We start from the raw sequence: 23,504 nt of genomic DNA on the forward strand, positions 1-23,504 counted from the left end.
TCACCTCCGTTGATGTCTTTTTCTCAAAATAGAACTCGTATATCCTCCCTGTTTCCGCGAACAAGTTTGACAGTGAGGATATAGCCTTTGACGCTGGCCTTTCTTCCTTAATTTTGATACTGGTTGGTGATCCGCAATCCAATTTCCACTTTTAGTTCCAGGATGCCTTCTACCACAAGTGTGACAGCCATATTTATTCCCAATCTTGTTTAATACTCTTCTTTCCTTTTTATTCAACCTGCTACTTGTACTTCTTGCAGGTATTGACCTTTTGGCATATTTACCTGGTTTTAAATACTTCTTAGCTCCCTTCGCAACACCTAAAACCTTCTTGGCGCCTTTCAGCACTTTTCCAGGGCCAAAGTTAGAAGCAGCTGCCCAAGCAACACTTTTCCACCCTTTACCTGATTTATATGCCTTGTACCCATCATAGGCTGCAAATCCAGCATTTACCACAAGCCAAACCCAATGCCCATCAGGGTCAACATTCATCACAGGGTTATTATTTCCATAAGCATACCCATTCTGATCCAATGAGTCGCCATCGCTGCCCGGGTCTGGGTCAAGTGAGAGGAACACGCCGTTTCTTGGCTCGTAGTAGCGGGCCATGAGGTAGTACAGGCCGGTTTCTTCGTCGTATTGGTAGCCTGCGTAGCGGTAGCGGTTGTCTTTTACTTCATCGCTTGCTTCGGTTTTTGTTGGATTTCCCCATGCGTCGTACTGATATTTGGCAACCGTTTTTCCGGTGCTGTCTGAGATCGCGATGACGTCGCCGTGTGCGTTGTAGTGATAGAAATATTTCTTGCCATTTTCTGTGTAGGATAACAGCTGGCCGCTGTCCCCGTACGTGTATGATTTTGTGACGTTGTTGTCCGCGTCTGTTTCATACAAGACGTTCAAGCTGTCTCCGTCGTAGAAGTAGTTCGTGACTTTTCCGTTGACGGTTTTTTGGATTCTGTTTCCTTTTTCGTCATACTTATATGTTGCGAATGGCTTGTCTTCGCCTTTTTTGGTAACGGCGGTCAGGTTATCTTCTGCATCCCACGTATATGTGAATTTGCCGTCGGATGTGCGGTTGCCGTTTTTATCGTAAGAGATGCTTTCATCATTGACTTTTGTCAGCTGGTTCATGATGTTGAAGGAAGCGTTCACCGTTTTGCTTGAGCCGTCTTTTACAGTTGTAACGGTTTTCCGGTTCCCGAATCCATCATATGTGTATTCAATGACAGTACCGTCTTCATGGGTTTCTTTGACAAGCTGATTCAGCTTCCCATACTCATATTTCACCTTGCCGCTTGCTGAGCTGTTTATCGTTGTGCGATTGCCGTTGGCATCATATTCATAGCTTTCCGTCAGAATGCTTCCGCCGTTTTTGTCACCGATATGCAGCGAGCTTACAAGGTTTCTTTCGTCATATGAAAAACTTGTTCCGCCGCCGTTGCCCGTAATAAAGGTTTGGACGTTTCCATTTTCATCATAATCAAATGAATATGAAGATGTACTGTCTTTCATCTCAATCATTTGGTCCAGCTTGTTATACGTAAATTGATTCGTTCCTTTTTGGTCCCCATGAGTCCACGAGAAGGTTTTCAGCTTATCGGAGTCACTAGGGTATGTCCAAGTTTGGCTGCCGCCGCGGTCAGTCAATTCGGTTAAACGGTTTTTGTTGTCAAATGTCCGTTTCTTTGTGGTGTTCTGCTCTTTATTAACGACCGACGTTTCATTTCCATTTTTGTCATACGTGAAATTGTACTTTTCTGTACCGTTATACGACTTTGATTTCACCCGGTCTGTTCCATCATAAGAAAGAGACACTTCGTTGCCATTTGGTGAAATGGTTTTGGTCAGGTTGCTGTTGGCATCATATTCGCTTGCTAGCACATTGCCCAGAGGGTCAGTTGTTTTGACAAGCTTGCCCATCACATCATATTCGTATTTATAGGTTTGATCTGCTCCCGCCCGGATGGTTTTGCTTACCTCATTGCCTTCCTTATCATAGCTGTGAAGGATAGACGTGCCGTTAGAGAGCGTCATGTTTGTCAGTTGGTCTGCCTGATCATACGTATAGGTTGTTTTTTCACCTTTTGCATCCGTTTCAGCTGTTTTCTTACCAGTTTCATCGTAATCAGTTGAAGTGGCGTAACCTAGTTCGTCCTCTTCCTTGGTCACATAGTTGCCATTACTGTCATACGTGCTTTTAGTCAGAAGGCTTCCTTCAATCAAACGGATATCATCAAACCAGACTGTGCCTGTCGCACTCTTTTGGAACAGAATACTAATATCTACTTTATTGATCGGCTTTGTTTTAGGGATGACGACAGCTGCCCGGTTCCATTCCTGTGTTCCAGAAGGGAATTTCGCATTGTAGACGCCTGTGCTGCCGTCAGCGTAAGTGACATTCGCCTGCAGAGAATAGTCTTTTTCATCTGTAAATTTGACGCTGCTTGCTTTCGACATTCCTGTCAGTGTGAGATAAACCGGTTTGTCATTTGCGCTTTGCCCTAAGACAACGGTTTGTTTTGTTACTGATCCGGCTTGGGACGCACTGGTCCGGGCAGCTTTTAATGATACATCATCATTAAAGCCTTCTTCAGAATCAACGGATGCTCCGCTTACATTCCAGTTTTCCGTCGCTGATGTGAAGCTGCTGTTTTGAACTGGGTTATAGCTTGACGATACTTCGCCTTTTTCCAGCTGGACTTCATCGAACCATGCTTTTCCTTTGCCATCTTTATCATTATGATCGACTTCCATATACACAACGGCTTTTCCTGCATTTGCTGGAGTCGTAAAAGTGATTTGCCGTTTTGTCCAGTCATTTTTTCCGGCTAATGCACTGTATTCATTGTGAATCCATTGAATTCGTTTTTGATCTTTGTCTCGCAAATCAATGTTAAAGTAGGCTCTTGTTTTTGCTAGATCTGTTTTGATTTTCCCGCTTAATGTATAGGTTGTATTCGGCTCCAGTTCAACTGTTTGTGTCGCTGACGAAAACCCGTGATCGGTTCCGGCAGACGTTGATTGACTCAAGATTTCCAATGCCTTTGATCCGGAAAGAACTCCGCTTTTATCGGTGATAATTGAGATTTTGCCGCTGTCTTTAGAGGCAGTCAGATTCCAGCCGGATTTTTGTGCTTCAAAGCTTCCATCTTTCAAAATATTAGTTGAAGCTGATAAATCTTTGCTGGATTGAATCTGATTTCCGTATTTATCATAAACGGCTGCTGACGATGATTTTCCGCTCTGATCGGTTTCGGATACAGCATCCAGTCCGTCATAAGCAATATCCGTGACATTGCCCTCGGTATCCTTCATTTTTGTGACATCGTTGTTTTTGTTATATTCGTATGTCTCAGTTCCATATGCGTCTTTAACCGACGTAACGTTGCCATCTTTGTCATATTGATAGCTTTCCGTTGCTTTTCCGGTGCCCACGTCGTTTGGATCGACATCTTCTACGACATTGTTGCCTTCATATTTTGTATTCGTTGTAATTTTTAGCCCTTCCGCATCATCAATGACCTGAATCGGATTTCCCGCTTCATTATAGCCATACTGTACCTTCCGGCCATTTGGCTGTGTCATGAGAAGTGTCTTTTTATCAGCATCATAGCTGTAGACATATGTTTCTTTTTTAGCGTTGATCGCTTTTTCGAGACGGTGTCCGCTATACTGATATTCGGTAAAGACAGGCTTTGCTTCGGTACTGTTGGCTGAATATTGTTTGACAAGGCGTCCTTCGCCATCATAGTCATAGCTTGTAACAGTCCCGTCTGTATCTGTAACCTTCTTCAGCAAATCATTCTCATATGAGTAGGTGACTTTCTTATTCTTAGGTCCTGTGATGGAAGTCACATGGCCATTTTCATCATATGTGAATGTGAGCTTACGGCCTGAAGCATCTGTAATGGCCATCAGTTGATTTTTGTCGTTGTAAGTGTAGACGGTCGCATTGTTGTGGCCATCCACTACCTTTTGAAGCTTACCGCCTTTTTTATTGAAATAAGCATTGGTTTGATCCTTTGTTTTTAATATGAACTGATCAGCTGTTTCTGTTAATTCAAGATATACACCGGTCGGCGGCAGATAGGTGCCATCGGCTTTTTTCGTGAATCGATGTGTCGTAGCGTCTTCATCGATATACATTGCCCCGCCATCCGTTGAGATGACAGATGTTTCTGCATCAGCATACCAGCCTTGCCCAAATAAATGATCAGAGCTATCAAGACTGTTGTAGGTTCTCGATAAGCCAAGTCCCGGACCGCGTCCGTCAATTGACAAATCTTCTTCATTCACAATGACATTGCCTGTCGCACCATTTAACTGGCCGCTTGGGATATCAATGATAGACCAGTATTCTTCTGTCCCAAGGAATTCTGCTCCTTCATGGAACGTTGGGTTAAAGGGCGCCGTTGGAATTGTTTCACCATTCGCATCATAGGCGACAAGCGTGAAAGAATAATTCTTCTTCCCTTTGTAATTTCCATTTGCATTGTTATAGACAGGTGACGGATCGAGGGCTAATTCCCCGCCTTTTCCATCTGTATGAAGCTTATAGCTTCCGGCTTTGATTTCCTCAGAAGTCGGCCAAATGTTTTTATTTTGGGTTGTCCAATGATCCGCGTCACCCACATCAAAGGACTGATATTCCTTACCGTTGTAAATGTTAACTTTATAGCCTTTCGCATTTTGAACCTTTTCCCATATCAAATTCACATAACCCGTTTGACTCGATTTTGTATTTGTATACAAATAGCCAGTTACATTCTTTGGCCTAGCGATATCAGGAAGTGCCGGGTTAGCAGCCGGGGATGCAATGGCTTCGCCGTCTTTGTTGTATGCGATAATTTTAAACGAGTAATTTCTTTTGGCTCCATCTCCCCCGGCGTTTTTATAGGTTGGTCCGGGATTGATCGGCAGCTCTGCTCCGCTTCCGTCCTTTAGGTGAAGAGCATATTTTCCCGCCTTGATTTCTGCACTTGTCGGCCAGATCTTTTTCCCTTTTGTGGTCCAAGACGTCTGATTTCCGAGATCAAGTGTCTCAAAGCCTTTCCCATTGAACACCTGAACCTTATAGCCGGTTGCACCGGATACAGCTTTCCAAGAAAGGTCGAAGTATCCTGTGGCATTCCCATTATTGTAGCCCTTTGCTGACGGTGCTTGTGCTTTTCCTACATTAGGGATAACGGGCTTTGCCGGTGCGGACATCGCTCCTTCACCTTGGTCAAATATCGCACTGACGCCAATCCAATAGTTTTTGCTTGTGGCATAGCTTCCGCCGGAGTTCTTATAGACCGGGGATGGGTCTAATGCCAATTCAGCTCCATCCTTGCCGTCCAGATGCAGTTTATATCGCTTGGAGGCAATTTCTGCGCTCGTAGGCCAGATTTTTTTCCCTTTTGTGCTCCACGACGTGACGTTGCCTGTAGAGATCGCTTGATATTCTTTACCATTGTAAATCCATACCTTATACCCTTTCGCACCTTCAACCTTTTTCCAACTGATATCAAAATAACCAGTGGAATCACCATTGTGATAGGCTTTAATTGTAGGGGTGTTTCCCTTTGGTATGGTATACGTCACTTCAATATACGGTTTATTGGCGGAGTTCGCTGAAGAAATTAGTTTTTTCCAGTATTCCTTACCGTTTCCGTTTGTATGAAGCTTAAACCCATAGTTGGCCCCGCCGGAGTTCCATGACTTTACAGCAGCGGTCACATCATAACTCGCCCACTGTCCTTTATGGACGTCGGCTTTTCCGATATTTTTAGATGCCGGTTTGGTGTTCCATGTCACTTTTGCATTATCATAATTGCTGTTGACCGTATCCAGCCAAAGACCGGTTGCCTTTGTTCCATAATAGGAATGGGCTACGTATGTTTTTAATGTAGCTTTAGTGACAGTCATATTTTGAATTGGCTTTAGGTTGTTAAATTTCATGAACGCATAGTTTGTGCCTGTTGTTTTGTCATAATAGCCCGTTTTCAGTACATAGGCCTTTAAATTAGCATCCCATTTTTGTGAGGAGGCCGAATAGTTCGTCGTCGGGTAGGCACTCATGACAAACGTATCCGATGAAACAGATAAAGAAGTTGACGGGTCGATAGATACTGGATATACGCGTTCTGGGTCTTTCAGCCAGTTCTCGTCTGCCGTAAGATGAAGCAAATACCCTTCTTCATTCTTTTCTAGCTTATAGCTGACTTTGTCTGACCGTTCAACCTCGCCGGAAAGCTCATCTAGTTTTGAATCCGTCATAAAAGGTTTAGGCACAGAAAAAACAACTTTGCCTTTTTCATCAGAAAAATCAATGGATCCATCCTCTTGTTCTTTAGCCTGCAAATCGGTTTTTAACTGAAATGTAAATGTGTTGTATCCATCATACTGATGAAGGACTAAATCTTCTTTTATGTTTTCATTGAATGTGAAAGTCTGAAGATCAATATTCGGAAAAACATCCGGATACACAATCTCATTACTGTCAGTCTTATAATCTGCTGAGGTATCTTTCGGAGTAAGTGAAGTTTTATTCAGGCCTTTCGCTTCTACAAGTGAATATGTAACCTTATGGTCATTATGCTCAAAAGTCGCATAAAGCCCGTTCTTCATTTGCTTTTGAAAATCTGAATTCAAAATAGCGTTCTCTGTCTCGACTTGTTTGCTTGTCGACTCTTTTAACTCAGGAGAAATGTCTTCCCAGTCGGCATCAGGTGTTTCCTTTGTATGAATAGGATCAAGGTATACTTCCTGTTTATAGACACCGTCACCTTCATAATAGAGTTTTGTATTTTCTGTTCTTTCAGAGGTGATCTCACCCTCTTTGTTTATATCTTTTGGATCAAAAGGTACAGCTTTCTCAGTTTGTTCTTTCTGAAGAGTTTCTTCTGGATCATCGGCAGCAATACGATTTCCATTCTCTTCTTCTGTGGATTTTGCTAGTACATCGGCTGGCACTAATGAAATGATTAAAGCCAACACTAAAAATGCTGCTATGAACCTTTTAAAGTTTCGCCTCTTTCTTTTTTTCATTTTCTCTCTCCTTTTGTAATAAAAGTAATATTTGCTCAATAATCTTAACTAGACTGAAATATTATTACAATATTTTTCTAGAAAATTTATCTTATTTTAAGGATTAGCGAGAGTCAATTGACCTAAAACAAAAAAAGGCCCCATAGGCCTTTTTACATCTTTTATTGTATTTGTTCAATCTCCGTACCCTCAGCTGTCACATTCGCCTTCCCCTGCCTCCTGACAAGCGTCAAGGCCATGCCCGCAAAGATCATTACGATGCCAAGCGTTTGATAGAGGTCAGGGCGGAAGCCTGTGAAGACGGTATCGAGCACGATCGCGACAGCGGGGTCGAGAAATACAATGATTGAAATAAATTTCGTTGATAAAAATCGCAAACTGTCAAAAAACAACAAATATACAATACCCGTATGGATGATGCCGGTAGATACCACCATAATCCAGTTTCCCTGAGATAGGTCAGCAAAAGCGTCAAAGTGAATAAACGGAATCAGGATGATAACCCCTAAACCCGTCTGCAAGAAGGTGGTCGTGTAAGGACTGAGATTGTGAATGCCTTTTCCCAATAAAGTGGTGAACGCATAAAACAGTGCGGCGAGAACTGCCCATATGATCCCTGATCCCATCAGCTGTGTCAATGAAGTGCTGCCGTTAATCCCGGAAATCAGCGCAGTTCCCAGAAAGCAGATGATAATGGAGCTGACGGAGATCACATTTAATTTCTCTCTGTAGAAGAAGCTCCCCAGAAGAAGAACAAGCACCGGCGCTAGATGATAAACGGAGATGGCAATTGTAACGGACGTTTCTTCAAAAGACTTAAATAAGAACACCCAGTTGAATACAAGAAAGAAACCGCACGCCAATGTTTGCAGCACGTCTCTCTTGCTCCATTTTTCAGTTTTATACTGGCCGGACGCCAGCCAGCAAAGGCCTAAAAACAGCGTCGCGCAAAGGCAGCGGACAAAGACCAATTCAAATGACGGCAGATTGGTATGCTCTGAGAAAAAGCCGATGGAGCCGAAAATCACCATAGAGATGACCATTTTGATTACGGCTGTTGATTTTTGTTTTGGTGTGATTGAGAGATCTTGCTGCATCAAGCGTATTCTACCTCCAATTATGTATAGGGAAAAGCACCCCAACTGCAAGGTGCTTTTCCTTTTTTATAGTTTCTTGCCGGCCGTCCAGCCGCCGTCTATGACAAAGTTTGAACCTGTAATAAAGTGCGCCTCATCAGAAGCCAAATACTTCATACAGGAAACGATATCACTCGGCTGCCCCCACGTATGAAGGGCATGGTTATCTTTGATCAGCTGAACCATTTCATCGTCTTGAAAATACTCTTCCGTTAATTCTGTTTGGATCACGCCCGGTGAAATACTATTCACCCTGATCCCCTTTGATCCGAACTCCATAGCGAGCTGCTTCGTCAGTCCGATGATCGCATGCTTGGAAGACACATAGGCAGCCCGCGCAGGCTCTGCCATCAGCCCGGACACAGAGGCGATGTTGATTATACAGCCTCGTTTTCCCAGCTTTGACCACAGCCTTGCCACATCTCGGGAAAGAATAAAGGCTGCCGTGAGATTAATGTCTATGACCTTTTTGAATGATTCTGCTGATAATTCAAGAACAGGGGTAATTTCCCTTATCCCTGCTGCATTAATTAAGATGTCCGGAATCAATTGGCTTTGTTCTAGCTTTGGCATCAAAGATTCCGCCTGCTGAACATCAGACAAGTCTGCTTTTTCCATGTAAAAGTCACTGTTTACTATAAATTCTGACATTTTATTCGTTTGAATATCTACTCCTACAACCCGAAAGCCTTCTGCTAAAAATTGCTTTACCGCTGCAAAGCCGATTCCGCTATTTGCCCCAGTTACCATTATATTCTTTTTCTTCATCATTTTACATTCTGCCTTTTTTCATTTTGGTAATTTGTAATAATCCGAATATTATATTTGACAATATATTACAAATAATTTAGCATTGCACTACATCCTCTATTTTCCACATTTTCTATCATACAGGAAATTACTAAAAAAATCATCTACTTTTTAAGGAGAGATTCATATGGTTCAAGTTTCAAACGTACAAAAAGAGTTGACATCCGATATTTCTAAATATGCTTCTTTTTTAAAGGAAAACGGCTATTCGTATATCCCAGCAGATTTCTACCGGCAAAAAACTACAGACGCCGCAGTCCGCAAATTACAGCTTACATATGATGCTTTGAAAGCTGATCCTAAAGGAGGCGGCCGTTACAGAGCGCATTCCCGCTACATTTTGGCTCCTCACTCCGACACTCTTGAATTAGATCCGGATAATGGATATTTCCAATCAAAAGAATATAATTATGATGATGGCGGTATCGTCAGACAATTTGAAAAAATATCAGATGAGTTTCTACAGCATCCTGTAACGCGGCACATGATACATTCAAATGTAGAAATGGCCCGCCAAACCGATTTTGTAGATTGGGAGAAAGAAGTGATCGTCGGGCTTCACCAAGTCAGATATCAAGTGACACCTGACGCGCCTTCATACAGCTCACCCATTTGGCTGCATCGTGACGATGAACCGCTTGTTTTCGTCCATCTATTTCAGCTGAGCGAAGATGCTATCGGAGGAGATAACTTAATTGCTCCGTCTGTTAAGCAAATTGATAAAGTGCTGCGGCTGACAGACCCGCTTGAGACACTTGCTCTCGGGCAAAAGGTCTTTCATGCAGTTACACCGGTCGGCACTGCCAATAGAGATGGTGCGCATCGAGATATATTATTAGTTACATTTTCTAACAGATAAAAAAAGCGCCCAAGGGCGCTTTTTTTACAAATCTATCGAACAATCAAAACCGGGCATGTTGATAATTGAGACACTTTATGGCTGACGCTTCCAAGCATCATTTCTTTCAGGCCGCTGATCCCCCGGCTGCCAACTACAATCAGGCTGACGCCTTTCTCTTTTGCGTGATTTAGTATCTCATGCGCCGGCTCGCCATTCGCGTAAATGGTTTCAGCTTGAACGCCTTTTTCGGCTGCTTTTTCTTTTGCATTTTCAAGGATTTTCAGGCCCTCTTTTTTAACCTCGTTCCTGATTTCATCAATAAAGTGTTCAGGCACATAGACAATTCCCGTCAGAGAAGAAGTCGTGACGACGGCTTCTCTCCCCACATGAAGAATGCTTAGTTCCGCTTGCTGCTCTTTTGCCAAATGCACTGCGGCATCAAGCGCTTTTGCACTCATGTCTGATCCGTCAATCGCTACTAACATTTTGTTAAACATGCTCTTCCCGCCTTTCGGACTGTGGGTGGTTCATCTTTCTCTTTTATTGTCCGCCTGCATTTCATTATTGTCAATTGAAGCGCATGAGTTTTCAAAAATATGTCAGAGACTCTCTCCGTTTGTGGCGATAACCTGCTGATACCAGTTGAAGCTTTTTTTCTTGATGCGGTTAAATGTTCCATTTCCTTCATTGTCCCTGTCCACATAAATGAAACCGTAGCGTTTTTTCATTTCCGCAGTAGATGCGCTGACAAGGTCAATTGGCCCCCATGATGTGTATCCGATTAATTCAACGCCGTCCGCAATGGCTTCGCGCGCTTCAATTAAATGATCACGCAGATAGTTGATTCTGTAATCGTCCTGAATCGTGCCGTCCTCTTCAACCTTGTCTACAGCGCCAAGGCCGTTTTCAACGATGAACAGCGGCTTCTGATAACGGTCGTATAAGGTGTTGAGCGTGATGCGCAAGCCTTTTGGATCAATTTGCCAGCCCCATTCTGATGATTTGAGGTAAGGGTTTTTGACTCCGCCCAGCAGGTTGCCCCCTGATTTTGCAAGCTCTTCCGGATCTGTGCTCGCCGCCATCGACATGTAGTAGCTGAATCCAATATAATCCACAGTATGTTCTTTCATGAGCTCTTCATCGCCTTCAGCCATTTCAATTTCAATATTGTTTTCTGCCAGATAGCGTTTCATATATCCCGGGTATGCGCCTCTTGCCTGAACATCTGAGAAGAAAAGTGTTTTGCGCTCATTCTCCATTGCCGCGAAAACATCCTCCGGCTTAGAAGTCATCGGATAGGTTGTCGTTGCCGCTATCATACAGCCGATTTTCGAATCAGGAATGATGTCGTGACCCGCTTTGACAGCAAGAGCACTGGCCACAAATTGGTGGTGTGCCGCCTGGTACATCGCGTTTAATTTGTTTTCTCCTTCTTCAAAAACAAGACCGCCCCCGGTAAATGGCGCATGGAGCACCACGTTAATTTCATTGAACGTCATCCAATACTTCACTTTGTGTTGATAGCGTTTAAAAACCGTTTTGGCATAGCGTTCATAAAACTCTATGACTTTGCGATTCTTCCAGCCGCCATAATTTTTCACTAAACCGAGCGGCATTTCATAATGAGAGATGGTTACGACAGGCTCAATATGATGCTTTAACAGCTCATCAAACAGATCATCATAAAATCTGAGACCGTCTTCATTGGGCTCCTCTTCATCGCCATTCGGAAAAATTCTCGTCCACGCAATCGATGTGCGGAACGCCTTAAATCCCATTTCTGCAAATAAGGCGATATCCTCTTTATAACGATGATAAAAGTCAATCCCGTTGTGATACAGATTCAAGGAAGTCATTGATTCATCAAATGGAGACATGATCCCGTTCGGCGATACGTCAGCTGTCGAAAGCCCCTTACCACCCTCGTTATAAGCACCCTCCACTTGGTTGGCAGCAACTGCGCCGCCCCATAAAAATCCTTCTGGAAATCGTTTTGCATTTGAACTCATATTGATCACCCCATCAGTTTTTTAAGATAAAGCAAGCAGCGCTTCTTTTGGCTGCACTTTACCGATCTCTTTCACCGGCGAAAACGAATATTGGTCTGTGTTGGTCACAATCACCGGGGTAATGACGTCATATCCCGCGGCTTTGATTTGCTCCAGATCAAAGGACACGAGCGGATCTCCCGGTGCGACCTTGTCGCCTTCTTTGACGTGAGCCGTGAACCATTGTCCCTCCAGCTTTACCGTGTCCAATCCAATGTGTATGAGTATTTCAGCTCCCTGATCACTCGTAATGCCAATTGCGTGTTTTGTTTTAAAAACGGTGGTAACGCTTCCACGAACAGGCGACACAACTTCTCCTTCTTCAGGCTCAATGGCAAATCCTTTTCCCATGATCCCGGCAGAAAACACTCCATCTTTGACTTCACTTAAGGCTTTCACTTCTCCCTTAATCGGGCTGTGAATGATCTCTCTGCTGCCCTCATGCACTGCCGGCTGCTGGCTGCCGTCAGAAGGCACATCCTCGAATCCAAGCAAATACGCAGCTGCTGTTCCCGCCGCAAACGCAATCATAAGGCCGATCATCGCGTAAATAAACGTTGGGCCGATAAAGACAGGGATGCTCGGGAGACCTGCATTCCCCCCGACGATATAGGAAGCAACACCCGTCATGCCGTAAAACGCGCCACCGGCTGCACCGCCAATCAAAGCGGCCGCAAACGGCTTTTTCAATCGCATATTCACGCCGTACATCGCAGGTTCTGTAATCCCCATCAGCGCCGTGATGCTTGTGGTAAGCGCAAGTGATTTAAATTTTTTGTTTCTGGAGCGAAGGAAGACGGCAAATGATGCTCCCGCCTGCCCCATATTCGCCAAAAACATAGCCGGCAGTAAATAATCGTGGCCGTTTTGAGCGATATTGTTGATCATGATCGGCACAAAGGCATAGTGCATGCCCGTCATAATGATTAAAGAGAATGTACCAGCCAGCAAAATCATCGCCACAAGCCCTGCATGATCAAACAAATAATTGACCCCAGAAGACAAGTATTCTCCTAAAATAGCGCCAAGCGGTCCGACTGTAATCAATGTCAGCGGCACGACAATCAATAGCGTGAATGTCGGAACCACAATCAATTTGAGAGATGCGTGTGTAAAACGGTCAATCCATTTTTCTACGTACGAAGCAATCCAAATCGCCAGCAAAATCGGGATGACCGTTGACGAATAAGTGGCAGCGGTTACAGGAAGCCCAATAAAGGAAATCGGTTTCCCCGCACCGAGCAGGGCTGTCAAATCCGGATGCAGGATCGCCGCCGCAATGGCAGCCGCTACGTACGGATTGCTTCCGAATTTTCTCGCCGCACTCATCGCTAGCAGGAGCGGCAGGAAGTAGAACGCGCCGTCACCGACAGCCGTTAAAATGACATGAACCTGGCTCTTCTCCGCCATCCAGCCAAACGTAACTGCCAGCGCAACAAGCCCTTTGATCATCCCCGCTCCCGCAATCGCAGGCAGAATCGGGGTAAACACACCAGAAATCACATCAAAGACCGCACTCAGCACATTCTTTTTCTGAGAGGATGAACCAGCGCTCTTTTCATCACTGAGATTGCTGTGCCGCACAATCGCCTGATACACCTTCGGCACATCGTTTCCGATAATGATTTGAAACTGCTCGCCGCTGATATTGGTGCCCATCACTCCAGGCAGCTGCTCCAGCTGACTGCGATCCGCCTTCGCGTTGTCATGAAGATTAAAACGCAGCCTCGTCATGCAGTGGATCACGCGCTGAACGTTGTCTTCACCGCCTACAAGTTGTAATATGTCTTTCGATAATTTATCATAATCCATGTGTATACCTCCTTTTTATGGGGGGACTGCTGGAAGAAAGGTGGCCGCCTTTCACCAGCTTTTTTTGTATCAAATGCTGCATCACCTCCTAAAAGAGAATAAAAAAAACCTAAATGACACAGATTGCGAGAGTCTCCTCCTGCACCTGCACCATTTAGGTTTTGCCTGCTATCGCAGTAACAATCCTGACGGGTCGTTTTATTTGTTTGTAGGTATACTTTAGCACTAGATTCGCGGGATGTCAACGCTTTCATTTTTTGGTGTTGACTAAGGTGATTGCTCAATAAGGACTATTTTTTATAACGGTAAGCCATTTTGTATATTTTGTTTTTTCCTTACTAAAAAATCTTGAAACAAATTGCATAATCTATTTATATTTTTTTCATAGGAATGTAAATGCGAGTTACATCCGTTATTAAAAGGATGATAATGAATAAAACCCGCCATATCTTCAGGGTAATTCATATCTGCATAAACTTCCGCAAGCTTACTCAAAAGTTCCATTGCATGATCACTATAGTTTGATTTTACTTCAAGAAGAATAACATATCTCCATTTTCTTTTTTCAATAGCATAGAAACTATTTTCTTCAACTCGTAATATATTTAAAATGGCTTCTTCAATATCATCCTTGTCTCCCCAAGCCAGTTCTAGAACTTCTTCTTGGTGTACACCGGGATGGTTCATCAAATATTCAACAGCATAATTCATTACTTCAATTTTTGTTTATCCACCCTTGCTTCAACCCAACGTAAAGAGTTTTCCAATCGTCATTTACATGATGTACTTTGAAAGTATTTAAAGCGATTTTCAATTTCTAACATCCTTGCTTTCATATATGTCATTAAACAAAAATAATTCCAAGTTGCTTTTTAAATATAACCTTTACCTTTGGTTCGTTATGAATATATATAAATAGATCAGAATTACATCTCTTTAATTGAGTAACATTTATAAACTTAGATTCAAAAACAAGCAACTCATTGAAGGTGAGACTTAGATTGCACTCCAAAGCGTATACATCCATTGTCAGAATCAGTTTAAAGCCTTTCATATCTTGGATAGAGTACATGAATATTTCTGCAAGGGGATCACTCACCACGCTTATTGGCTCACTTTCAAATAGTTCTAATAAATCATATTCATTGTAAGTAGTGAACATTTTTAAACTGCCCCTTAACTTTTTATTTGTTGTTGCTAGAAAAAGATGATAATTGTCAAAAACCTTGAAAGGTTTACTCTTCAAGGTTTTTCTTTATTATTATTTTAATGCCTGTTCTAATATGTTGATTTCATTATCTCCTACATCGTTTATAATGACACCACAAATATTGTCATCACAATCCAAACAAAATAATACGTGATTATTTTCTATAAGAGATTCTATCTCATGAGCTGAAAATTGAATATAAACTGTCTTATCTGTTATATATACGTTTAATATTCCTTTTTCATCGATATACGTTTCATTCCGTTGTCGGTCTACGCTAAGAACAGGAACCCCTTTTATTGGTTCAATGTTTTCAATATTCCATTCTTTAGATTTATAAACACTTTCACACAGAGTTAATGTAATAGAACGAATTTCTCCTGTTTTTTGTGCAAATCCTATTTCGATTAATGATTTTTTAAAATCTCCGGTTCTCCAGTATACCGTTTTATCTTCTGATATATCCCAATTTCCAAATTCTATATTAATTGGTGTATAGACATCAAATTCTACTTTCATAGGCTTTTTATCTCTACATTCTAATGTTTTTAACATAATTTCAAATGACCTTCTAATAATAGTTTCAAACCCTATTCCCGGATGACTTTCTTGAATGGATTTTTTCAACCCAATAGCTCTTAGACTGTACGTTCACGTATTAGAAACTTATTGATATCCGTCTAAATCATTTAATTTTTTTATAAGTATTCTTTTCCTAAATATATAAATACCTAAAGGGAACAAAAAGAAAAATACACCATATGAAAAACCAGCAATTACATATAACTCTATATCGTTAACTTGATTGGTATTTGCTAACCATATTGTCGTGATAGTTAGAACTATTCCTGCTAGGGGCAAAACAATCTGAATGATTAATAATGATTCATTTATTTTTCTCAATAAAAATTTCTCATCTATCTTCTTCACTCTCTACAATCACCTTATGTATTTCTTCAGCTATTATTTATGGCAGTGTCAATCAAGGTTTCCTTCATAATTTTTTCTGATTATGTCCAAGAACAAAGCCTTCTCATAAAAAAATTTAAGTTTCCATTTTTATAATCATTTTACTTTTTATATTTAAACAGCCTCCCTTAAAAATTCTATACTTATCCTGTCAACCTTCATCTCAACATTTTTCCCAATTAAATAAGGATATTCAGAAAAATACCATCTTCATCAGTAAGAACGATTCCTGCATCAATTGAATCCTCTTGTAAAACCCCCCTAATATAATATTGATATCCTAAACCAATCCGTTCTAATTCTTTTGTTTTTTCTATACTTTCACGAATAACTAACTCATCCAAAATCGTAAAACCAACTAACACAGGAGATTTTTTCCCCACTTCAATTTCATAAGGACAGACAGATGAAAAACCTGTGAATTCAACCCCTTCAATTTCGAGTATCACTTCCTCTTCTATATGTGGATCAAGTCCTTTAATAAGTGCTTTATATATCATAGGAGAACCTATTTGATTTTTATTATATTGAATGCGTTAAAACCTTGAAGGGCATTGTTGTCAATAAAAGCTTCATTATTTGCTAAGACTCAAAAGCCGTTTTTTCTGGAAATACACCCTCTTCTTTTACTAAACAAACTGCTAATCTATGTGCAGCTCGATCAAAATAAAATGTTGACGGGAAGTCTTTAATTTCTTCTAACTCTGAAAATTCCCTAATTATTTTATTTAATTTCATTTTGCCCATAGTATTTTCATGAGGACCCAATTTGTAAACCACAGTTTCATTATCTTCATATTCTTTTAGTAATAAAATGTATACCGCCACTGTTTATTCCTCAATTAGTAAAATTCAATTCACTCCACTTTTCTTTTATCCAACCTATTCTTTCATCAGCTTCTTCTGCTGATAGAACGCCTCTTTTGTTTTTGTACTTAATACTTTCTTTTGCCCAGATTAAAATGATCTTGGTATATTCCACCGTCTCTATTGTGCATATACAATCTCCTTCATCTTCATCTGCGAAAATATCTTCAATCACTGTTTTATGTTTATCAGAACTAATTAAATTTAAATTCCCGCCACTTTCGAATATTGATAATTCCCCAGACAATACTTTTAATAATTGTTCAATTTCTTCCTTTATGCTATCGAAATCACTAAATATATCAGATCCTAACGAATTACTAATAAGGTAACCATTTTTAAGTATTTTCTCTTTTTCCAAATCCAAAATGACTTCATCATAATCATCTATATATTCAATTGCATATTTATATCTGAGCAATATACTATCTCCGTTATTTCTTATTCACCGGTAGATGGTGTGAGGTAACGCAAGCAATATAATGAGTATTTCCCAATCATAATTAATTAGAAATTATTTTCCTCTCAGTTTCCAAAAATTCTTTCAGTAGTTCTTTTACTGTATATTTCAAATCAGAAGGATAATAGAAAACAGGCGATACAGTTCTAAAAAAATTGTTCATATGTTCAGTTGTGTTAAACATATAAACAATGTTTTCAATGTCGCTAAACATACTATCATCAGAAGAATTATTATATATTCTTCAAAACAGTGTATAACCACTTATGATACTCTCTATTCAAGACTTCAGAACGGCTATTAGAGACTATGTGGTCTAATAATGCATCTGCTCTTTCTTCAGTTTGTTCCCACGCCAATTCAAAGATATTCTCATCTTTAATATTAGGATTATTCACTAGATAATTAACCGCATAATTTGTTACTTCTTGTGAAGAAATTAACTTAAACTGCCTACTAATAAACAATGTAATCCAGTTACATTCAAATTCGTTTTTCTTGATTATCTCAACTGTATACACCATCTATCTCTTCCTTGTGGTTATTTTACCTGAGTCTTTAAAATTATAAGCTGATCCTGCAATAGGAAAAGCTTATTCCACTTCACATCACTGTGTGAGAATAAGCTTTAAAAAGTTATCATTGACTTTTAAGCATTGTTGTATAAACAATTCTATAACAAATTATTAAGAATGAACCTTCTCAAGGAAGTCTTCAAGTATTTTCTTTACTGGGGCACTTGCTTTTGGCAACTTATCATTTATTCTCTGAAGTATGGATGGATCGTTCAATATCATTTGTTTACTCTCGGGAGTCACAAAGCTTCTTAGAGAATCTATGCATACCTCAAATAGCTCTTCATTATCAATACTAAGTAGTGATAGTAATATTGAAAATTCATGTGAACTTCCGTTATTATCCATACAGTATGCCAGTTTTTTTTGCCATTCCAAAGGTTTAGTAAGTGCTTCATTTTTTAATTTTCCCCAATCATCTGCTCTAAAGTCTGACAATATATCACTTGCAATTATACAACCATCATCGTACCATGAGTCCTCAGTTGTTTCAGCAGATAAAAGATTATCTAATTCTCTATACATTTTTTATCACCTTTCAATTTACATCTCAAAAACCTGATGGACGAGGCGCATTTACCTTTCCTGTTGGGTAACCACTAGTTACCTCGTCACCATTTTTGATAACATCTATTTCCACTCCATTTTTTGATGCTCTATGCCAAGTTGATCTATCCCTCAACCTTGTAGATATAGGTGGTGTATTTCCAACCTCTATAATACTCTTAAGAATCTGATCATCATTCCACGATTCCGGAAATAATGTACTCTTTTTAATTTTAGAAATATTACCATCTACAAATTGCTTAGTAAACATAACACTTTTCGTCCCATCTGCATTAGTAGATAGTACTTCCACTGCGAAATTATCATTAGCGTTGTTTATACTTGAGGAATGTCCACCTATTAAAATATTTTTTGGAACTTTACGTTGTCCTTCCAATATTTTCGCTTCCATATCTGAGCTAATAACCGTCTTTGAAGATACCAATTTCTTACCTTCACTCGCACCCTTTGAAGCAACCTTATTAACCTCACCCTTACTTTCCTTCCCCGCAACATGTTTAGCCACATCTGTGACAACACGCTTCCCGCCTCGGACCGCCAATTTTTTAACAGCACCCTGAGGGCTTACCCACTCAATAAATTCATATTGAGTTCCGGCAAGAAACGAATCAATTGGCTTAGCTCCGCCTACTTTATCCTCTGGAATGTAAGACACTTCTTCTAGCCTCTTTTTCCCTCCAGCGTAGAGTTCTCTCACAATTTGGCCGTTTTCATATACATAATATTTGCCGCCGACGTAGTCGATGCTTGCAGTATCACGAGTTAGTTCGTCAATCACTTCTATCGTATCTATCTTTTTTAATCCTTTATGATTATATATTTTATCATTTATCACCCGTATGTCTCCATAGACTTTCGGGTGGGCTGCTGCTTCTTTCTGTAATACAGTTAAATTACTGTCATCAGCATGAATCTCGCGCTCGATCTTCTGTTGTTTGTCATCCATCATCACAGAATCAACGTTTGATTGCTTATGTTTCTCCAGTTTCTTCAGTATCATCTCCATCGGTGAATCATCCGCCTGCTTCATTTGCGGGTTAATCGCGCCGAAGGTTTGGTTGATGTTTTCTTCTTCCTGTGATTTCAGGATAGAGCCGCTTTTGTAGCCTGTGATTTCAATTTTCGGACCGGTATACATGGTTTCGAGCTGGTCTATATATTTTTTCATCGTTTGAAAATCTGATTTTGCGGTTTCTAGTGCTTGGGTTTGCTGGCCGTCAAATTGAAAGAGCTTATTCAGGGTGTCCGAAATCAGCCGCTCAGCCTGTTCTGTTTCCATTCGGAAAAAGGTATCATTGACTGTCGGCAGGCTGACGATGTGATCTATGGTCGATGTCTGGCGATTGACTGCATCAGTGAGCTGCTCTGTCACTTCTCGTGCATGCTTGACCCCATGTCTCGCATCGTGTGAGAGAAAAGCCTCTGCGATCATGCCGTGGGAGTCAGATTCTACAGAGGCAATCGCATGCTGTGTTTGTTTCAGCACTTTTTTGTATTCGTCGATAAACATGCCAAAGAAAAGGAGAAAAGGCTTGTGGCACTCCTCGTAAAAGGTCCGGATGGCATCTCCGCCTTTTCCTTTCAGCGCATCCTTCATGCCTGCCAGATGCTCAACGCTTTTTTCCAGCTTCTCCAGCTGTTGTTTTTGCTTGTCCAGTTTCTCAATCGTATGCTGAATGCCCTCGTGAAGAGCGTGGACATCTAATGTTTTCAATCCCTTGTCCTCCCGCGCTTTATTTCATGGAAGATGATATGTTTTCGTCCGTTTCCTTCATGGCGTTTACCGCGCTTTCCGTTTGTGCGATATGCTTGGCCAGAACAGACGCATATGCTTCAGTGAGCTCTTTGATGTCCTTATTTAATTGCTCGATGGACTTTACCACATTCAAATGGTTTCTGCCTGAGAGATGGCCGGGCAAGGAGGACTTGAGTTCAGCTGAATTCTTGAGCTGAGAAAGCCCTTGCTTCACTGTGCCATACACCATTTTAATTTCCTGTGCCATTTGTGCTCACCTCACTTTTTATGTTTTTCCTTCTCTATTTCATGCTCTATCCTCGTGATTTGGCGTCTTATAGAATACACATCGCCCTCTAATGAGTGGATTTTTCCTTCTATGCTTTCGATGATTCCGCTGACTTGATCGCTTTTGATTTGCTGATATGCTTTGTTCATTCCTTCACGAATATCTTCAAACCGCTCAGCATGTGTTCCTCTCCATGCCTCCCGGTTAAGATGAGGCCGGTGAATGAGATGCTGGGCCTCAGAGAAATCGTGTTTGATTTGCCTAATTTCGTGCAGCACTCGTTTTAATTGATGGATCTGTTCCTGCTTTTCATGTAAGTCGGCTTTTACCGAATGTAACAACATTTCACTATGCATGCCGCAACACCTCGTGTTTCTATCAAACTGTGTAAATTCTTTACAATACAGACTATTTTCATATTACATGATGGATCATATTGGATAAATAGGTAAAAAGGTTTGTCTTGAGAGACGTTTAACTGGTTCTAAAATGCTAAAAATAGATCTAATCACCTTATGAGAGGGAGAAAATAATCATAGGAAGGACTTTTTATTTAAGTCTTTAATCTCTCTTTCATTTTTATTTTTTCTCCCACTTAACTGTTTCTTATAGTCAATAAAGCTCATAAAAAAACGCCTTCCTACGAAGGCGCTTCTCCATCTTATTTAGATCCCCAAACAGCCTCACCGCTGCCATTTAACACACTAAACGTCATGACGTTCTTCTCTCTCACCGGATCCCACTGGCGTAAAAATACCCCGTTATACGTCTTGCCCGCTAACGTGATGTCAGCTTTATTTTTTCCGGTTTTCTTCCATGTTCCGGTCATTTCCCCGGAAATGGTGTGGTTTTTGTTGAGCAGGATGTTGATGGTTTGTTTGATGTCGGCTGAGATGTCTTTTCCGTGCTGGATAAGTTTGTATGTTCCTGTGATGTCTTTTTGTTTTACTTCTTTCAATGTTTCGCCCGCATAACGATATGGCGCTGCTACCGGCCAGCCGTCTTTGTTCATGAACAATTGGTGGACTCTGACTTCGTGTTCTTCACCCCTGCCCGGGAAGCGGGTGTGGAAGATTAAATAGGAACGCCCGGTTTTCTGGTCATAGTATGCGGAGTTGTGGCCTGGTGAGACGTACCCGGTGCCTTTTTCATTTTCTGTTTCAAAAGTGTAGCTGCCCATGAGTTTGACGCCGTATGGTTCGATGGAACGGTCGTCGAAGAATGTGCCTTCTTTGCCGCGGACGTCGAGCATTCGATTGCCTTCTGCATCATAGTAAGGGCCGTCTGGTTTCTTGGAGCGGGCCACACGGATGTTATAGCCGCCTGTTGCATCGAGACCGCCATATGATAGGTATAAGTAGTAGTATTGGGTGTCTGGATTATAGAGAACATACGGGCCTTCGATTCTGCTGTGGTTGCCGCCGAGCAGTTTTTTTCCGTATCCCTGCCCAGGAAGCGGGAAGCCCGTTTTTGGATTCATTTCAAGAATGAAAATGCCGCCTGAGTATGATCCGTACACCATCCACAGTTTGCCGTCTTTATCAAAGAAGGTATGCGGGTCGACAACATTCGGGTGTTTGGTTGCGTCATACGGTGTTCCATCGCTGCTTGTGCCTTCCATTCCTGATTTCAAAAAGATGCCTTTGTTTTTGTATGGCCCTTCGATGTTGTCAGCGACAGCAACACCCATGGCGGACCTAGGCGAGTCGCCGCGGCAGGCGTTGTAGTACATGTAGTATTTGCCGTCCGCCAGCTGCGTGACGTCAGCCGCCCAAAGAGTATCGGATTGCGCCCATTCGAAGGTTTCTTTTAATTCTTCATAGACATTCGGGATAAGTGGGTTGTCATTGCTTACGCTGGTGGTCAGCTGCTGCCATTGCATGAGGTCATTTGTTTTTGCTGAAGCGAGATGAGATCCAAAAACATAAAAGGTGCCGTTTGTTTCAATGATGGAAGGGTCATGGACGCTGACTTCTTTAAATATAGGTTTTTGTGCATAGACGGAGTTTGGGAGGGTGAAGGCCATGATAAGAGCTGCAAGAAAACATACACGGAACAATCGGTTGAACATCTAAACAATTCGCCTCTCTTTTTTATTAAATTTTAAACGCTTACATTTCTCTATGAAGATACCCCGGCCTATTAAAACAGCCGAATGTTTTCATATTCAAACAGATAGGTGATTTCTCACTGTTCTCTTACATTGTCAGACTGATGTCCGTCAGTCTTGCGCAGGACTGCTGCTTGCATATCCTCTCTTTCATAGTTCAACTCTTTTGCTGTTTCTCCTTCTTTCATCACTCTGTTTTTCATTCGCGTACATGTAATAACTGCTTTGTCAGGTTTTGCATCGACTGTGATACAGCCATTTCGTTGTCGGCGGTTTTTAAGATGATGCCTGATTGCCCGTCAACACCGGAGTCATTCGGCTGGCTCTTTATAAAACGCCTTACGAAAAATGCGACTTTGTAAACGCATATTGAGAGTTAGACAGCGGCGCTTGCCTCCTTGTCTGGATATCGTGTGCAATCGCTGAAAAAACCTGTTCTGCTTTCTGCGTCACGCTATTACAATAGCAATCTAACTTGTTAAAGACTGTAAAAAACCTTTTGACTTCTGCTGCTGAACCAATTAATATAATACTCAGTTAATAGTTATCAGAATTTTTAGGAATTGAGTGATTCATATGACACTGCATAAAGAGCGTCGGATCGGCCGGCTGTCTGTTCTCCTGCTGCTGAATGAGGCGGAAGAGAGTACGCAGGTTGAGGAGCTGGAGCGAGACGGATGGAAGGTCTGTCTTGGCAAGGTAGGATCAATGGACGCGCATAAAGTAGTAGCCGCAATTGAAACCGCTTCCAAAAAGAGCGGTGTCATTCAATCTGAGGGTTATCGGGAGTCACATGCGCTTTATCATGCGACGATGGAGGCTTTGCATGGCGTGACCAGAGGTGAAATGCTGCTAGGATCGCTGCTTCGGACGGTGGGCTTGAGGTTTGCCGTTTTGAGGGGAAATCCTTATGAAAGTGAAGCAGAAGGCGATTGGATTGCTGTCTCGCTTTACGGAACAATCGGGGCGCCAATCAAAGGTCTTGAGCACGAGACATTCGGTGTTGGAATTAATCACATATGAAACAGCCCATAGATCTTAGACGA

The 23,504-nt window shown here is 41.5% G+C and carries 20 protein-coding genes and 2 pseudogenes; 2 read left to right on the top strand and 20 right to left on the bottom strand.

The window, feature by feature from the left end; genetic code table 11:
* The 3 genes from wapA to ACFVP7_RS21515 all read right to left on the bottom strand — a co-directional run bounded on the left by wapA (nucleotide 1) and on the right by ACFVP7_RS21515 (nucleotide 8,936).
* A complete protein-coding gene (wapA, locus tag ACFVP7_RS21505; RefSeq protein WP_396582870.1) occupies nucleotides 1-7,029 on the bottom strand; it encodes a tRNA nuclease WapA in 7,029 nt (2,342 codons plus the stop codon).
* Nucleotides 7,030-7,190: 161 nt separating this feature from the next.
* On the bottom strand, nucleotides 7,191-8,126 hold the full coding sequence (locus ACFVP7_RS21510; protein WP_338734178.1) for a DMT family transporter: 936 nt from the start codon (nucleotides 8,124-8,126) through the stop codon (nucleotides 7,191-7,193).
* 66 nt (nucleotides 8,127-8,192) lie between these two features.
* Nucleotides 8,193-8,936: an SDR family oxidoreductase gene (locus ACFVP7_RS21515; RefSeq protein ID WP_338731627.1), complete on the bottom strand. Its 744-nt coding sequence runs from the start codon at nucleotides 8,934-8,936 to the stop codon at nucleotides 8,193-8,195.
* Between the two features lie 166 nt (nucleotides 8,937-9,102).
* Between ACFVP7_RS21515 and ACFVP7_RS21520 the strand changes: the two genes are divergently transcribed.
* Complete coding sequence (locus tag ACFVP7_RS21520; RefSeq protein WP_338731629.1) at nucleotides 9,103-9,834, top strand: 2OG-Fe dioxygenase family protein; 732 nt, start codon at nucleotides 9,103-9,105, stop codon at nucleotides 9,832-9,834.
* Between the two features lie 32 nt (nucleotides 9,835-9,866).
* Here the strand turns inward: ACFVP7_RS21520 and ACFVP7_RS21525 are convergent, their stop codons facing one another.
* The 17 genes and pseudogenes from ACFVP7_RS21525 to ACFVP7_RS21605 all read right to left on the bottom strand — a co-directional run bounded on the left by ACFVP7_RS21525 (nucleotide 9,867) and on the right by ACFVP7_RS21605 (nucleotide 22,717).
* Nucleotides 9,867-10,313: a universal stress protein gene (locus tag ACFVP7_RS21525; protein WP_003227162.1), complete on the bottom strand. Its 447-nt coding sequence runs from the start codon at nucleotides 10,311-10,313 to the stop codon at nucleotides 9,867-9,869.
* Between the two features lie 102 nt (nucleotides 10,314-10,415).
* Nucleotides 10,416-11,825, bottom strand: a complete 1,410-nt coding sequence (gene bglH, locus ACFVP7_RS21530; RefSeq protein WP_187953906.1) for an aryl-phospho-beta-d-glucosidase — start codon at nucleotides 11,823-11,825, stop codon at nucleotides 10,416-10,418.
* Between the two features lie 21 nt (nucleotides 11,826-11,846).
* Nucleotides 11,847-13,676, bottom strand: a complete 1,830-nt coding sequence (gene bglP / locus ACFVP7_RS21535; protein ID WP_338731633.1) for a PTS beta-glucoside transporter subunit IIABC — start codon at nucleotides 13,674-13,676, stop codon at nucleotides 11,847-11,849.
* 297 nt (nucleotides 13,677-13,973) lie between these two features.
* Nucleotides 13,974-14,387, bottom strand: a complete 414-nt coding sequence (locus tag ACFVP7_RS21540; RefSeq protein ID WP_336804794.1) for a DUF2247 family protein — start codon at nucleotides 14,385-14,387, stop codon at nucleotides 13,974-13,976.
* Between the two features lie 133 nt (nucleotides 14,388-14,520).
* Nucleotides 14,521-14,838 (bottom strand): hypothetical protein, encoded by a 318-nt coding sequence (locus ACFVP7_RS21545; protein WP_276354381.1) that lies wholly within the window; start codon nucleotides 14,836-14,838, stop codon nucleotides 14,521-14,523.
* A gap of 99 nt (nucleotides 14,839-14,937) precedes the next feature.
* Complete coding sequence (locus tag ACFVP7_RS21550; RefSeq protein WP_338731637.1) at nucleotides 14,938-15,513, bottom strand: hypothetical protein; 576 nt, start codon at nucleotides 15,511-15,513, stop codon at nucleotides 14,938-14,940.
* Between the two features lie 39 nt (nucleotides 15,514-15,552).
* Nucleotides 15,553-15,816, bottom strand: coding sequence for a hypothetical protein (locus ACFVP7_RS21555; protein WP_014665973.1), 264 nt, complete (start codon nucleotides 15,814-15,816; stop codon nucleotides 15,553-15,555).
* A gap of 153 nt (nucleotides 15,817-15,969) precedes the next feature.
* A pseudogene (locus ACFVP7_RS21560) lies at nucleotides 15,970-16,355 on the bottom strand (hypothetical protein).
* An 82-nt stretch (nucleotides 16,356-16,437) separates the two neighbouring features.
* Entirely contained in the window at nucleotides 16,438-16,683 is a 246-nt protein-coding gene (locus tag ACFVP7_RS21565) for a hypothetical protein (protein ID WP_015483913.1), read from the bottom strand.
* A gap of 10 nt (nucleotides 16,684-16,693) precedes the next feature.
* Nucleotides 16,694-17,143 (bottom strand): hypothetical protein, encoded by a 450-nt coding sequence (locus ACFVP7_RS21570; protein WP_131228264.1) that lies wholly within the window; start codon nucleotides 17,141-17,143, stop codon nucleotides 16,694-16,696.
* A gap of 272 nt (nucleotides 17,144-17,415) precedes the next feature.
* Entirely contained in the window at nucleotides 17,416-17,706 is a 291-nt protein-coding gene (locus ACFVP7_RS21575) for a DUF2247 family protein (RefSeq protein WP_224588581.1), read from the bottom strand.
* A gap of 162 nt (nucleotides 17,707-17,868) precedes the next feature.
* The gene (locus ACFVP7_RS21580) at nucleotides 17,869-18,282 is read right to left on the bottom strand and encodes a hypothetical protein (protein ID WP_015483915.1); all 414 of its coding nucleotides are present in this window, start codon (nucleotides 18,280-18,282) and stop codon (nucleotides 17,869-17,871) included.
* Between the two features lie 25 nt (nucleotides 18,283-18,307).
* Nucleotides 18,308-20,038 (bottom strand): T7SS effector LXG polymorphic toxin, encoded by a 1,731-nt coding sequence (locus tag ACFVP7_RS21585; RefSeq protein ID WP_338731644.1) that lies wholly within the window; start codon nucleotides 20,036-20,038, stop codon nucleotides 18,308-18,310.
* A gap of 19 nt (nucleotides 20,039-20,057) precedes the next feature.
* Nucleotides 20,058-20,327, bottom strand: a complete 270-nt coding sequence (locus tag ACFVP7_RS21590; RefSeq protein WP_003218942.1) for a YwqI/YxiC family protein — start codon at nucleotides 20,325-20,327, stop codon at nucleotides 20,058-20,060.
* An 11-nt stretch (nucleotides 20,328-20,338) separates the two neighbouring features.
* The gene (locus ACFVP7_RS21595; protein WP_009968400.1) at nucleotides 20,339-20,704 is read right to left on the bottom strand and encodes a DUF5082 family protein; all 366 of its coding nucleotides are present in this window, start codon (nucleotides 20,702-20,704) and stop codon (nucleotides 20,339-20,341) included.
* A gap of 305 nt (nucleotides 20,705-21,009) precedes the next feature.
* Nucleotides 21,010-22,419, bottom strand: a complete 1,410-nt coding sequence (gene abnB / locus ACFVP7_RS21600) for an arabinan endo-1,5-alpha-L-arabinosidase AbnB (protein ID WP_396582871.1) — start codon at nucleotides 22,417-22,419, stop codon at nucleotides 21,010-21,012.
* A 116-nt stretch (nucleotides 22,420-22,535) separates the two neighbouring features.
* A pseudogene (locus ACFVP7_RS21605) lies at nucleotides 22,536-22,717 on the bottom strand (hypothetical protein).
* 317 nt (nucleotides 22,718-23,034) lie between these two features.
* Between ACFVP7_RS21605 and hutP the strand changes: the two are divergent.
* Nucleotides 23,035-23,481 (top strand): hut operon transcriptional regulator HutP, encoded by a 447-nt coding sequence (gene hutP / locus ACFVP7_RS21610; RefSeq protein ID WP_003243875.1) that lies wholly within the window; start codon nucleotides 23,035-23,037, stop codon nucleotides 23,479-23,481.
* Nucleotides 23,482-23,504 lie beyond the last annotated feature (23 nt).

It is taken from the genome of Bacillus sp. SG20033 (assembly GCF_044570195.1).
GTDB classification, from domain to species: domain Bacteria; phylum Bacillota; class Bacilli; order Bacillales; family Bacillaceae; genus Bacillus; species Bacillus subtilis.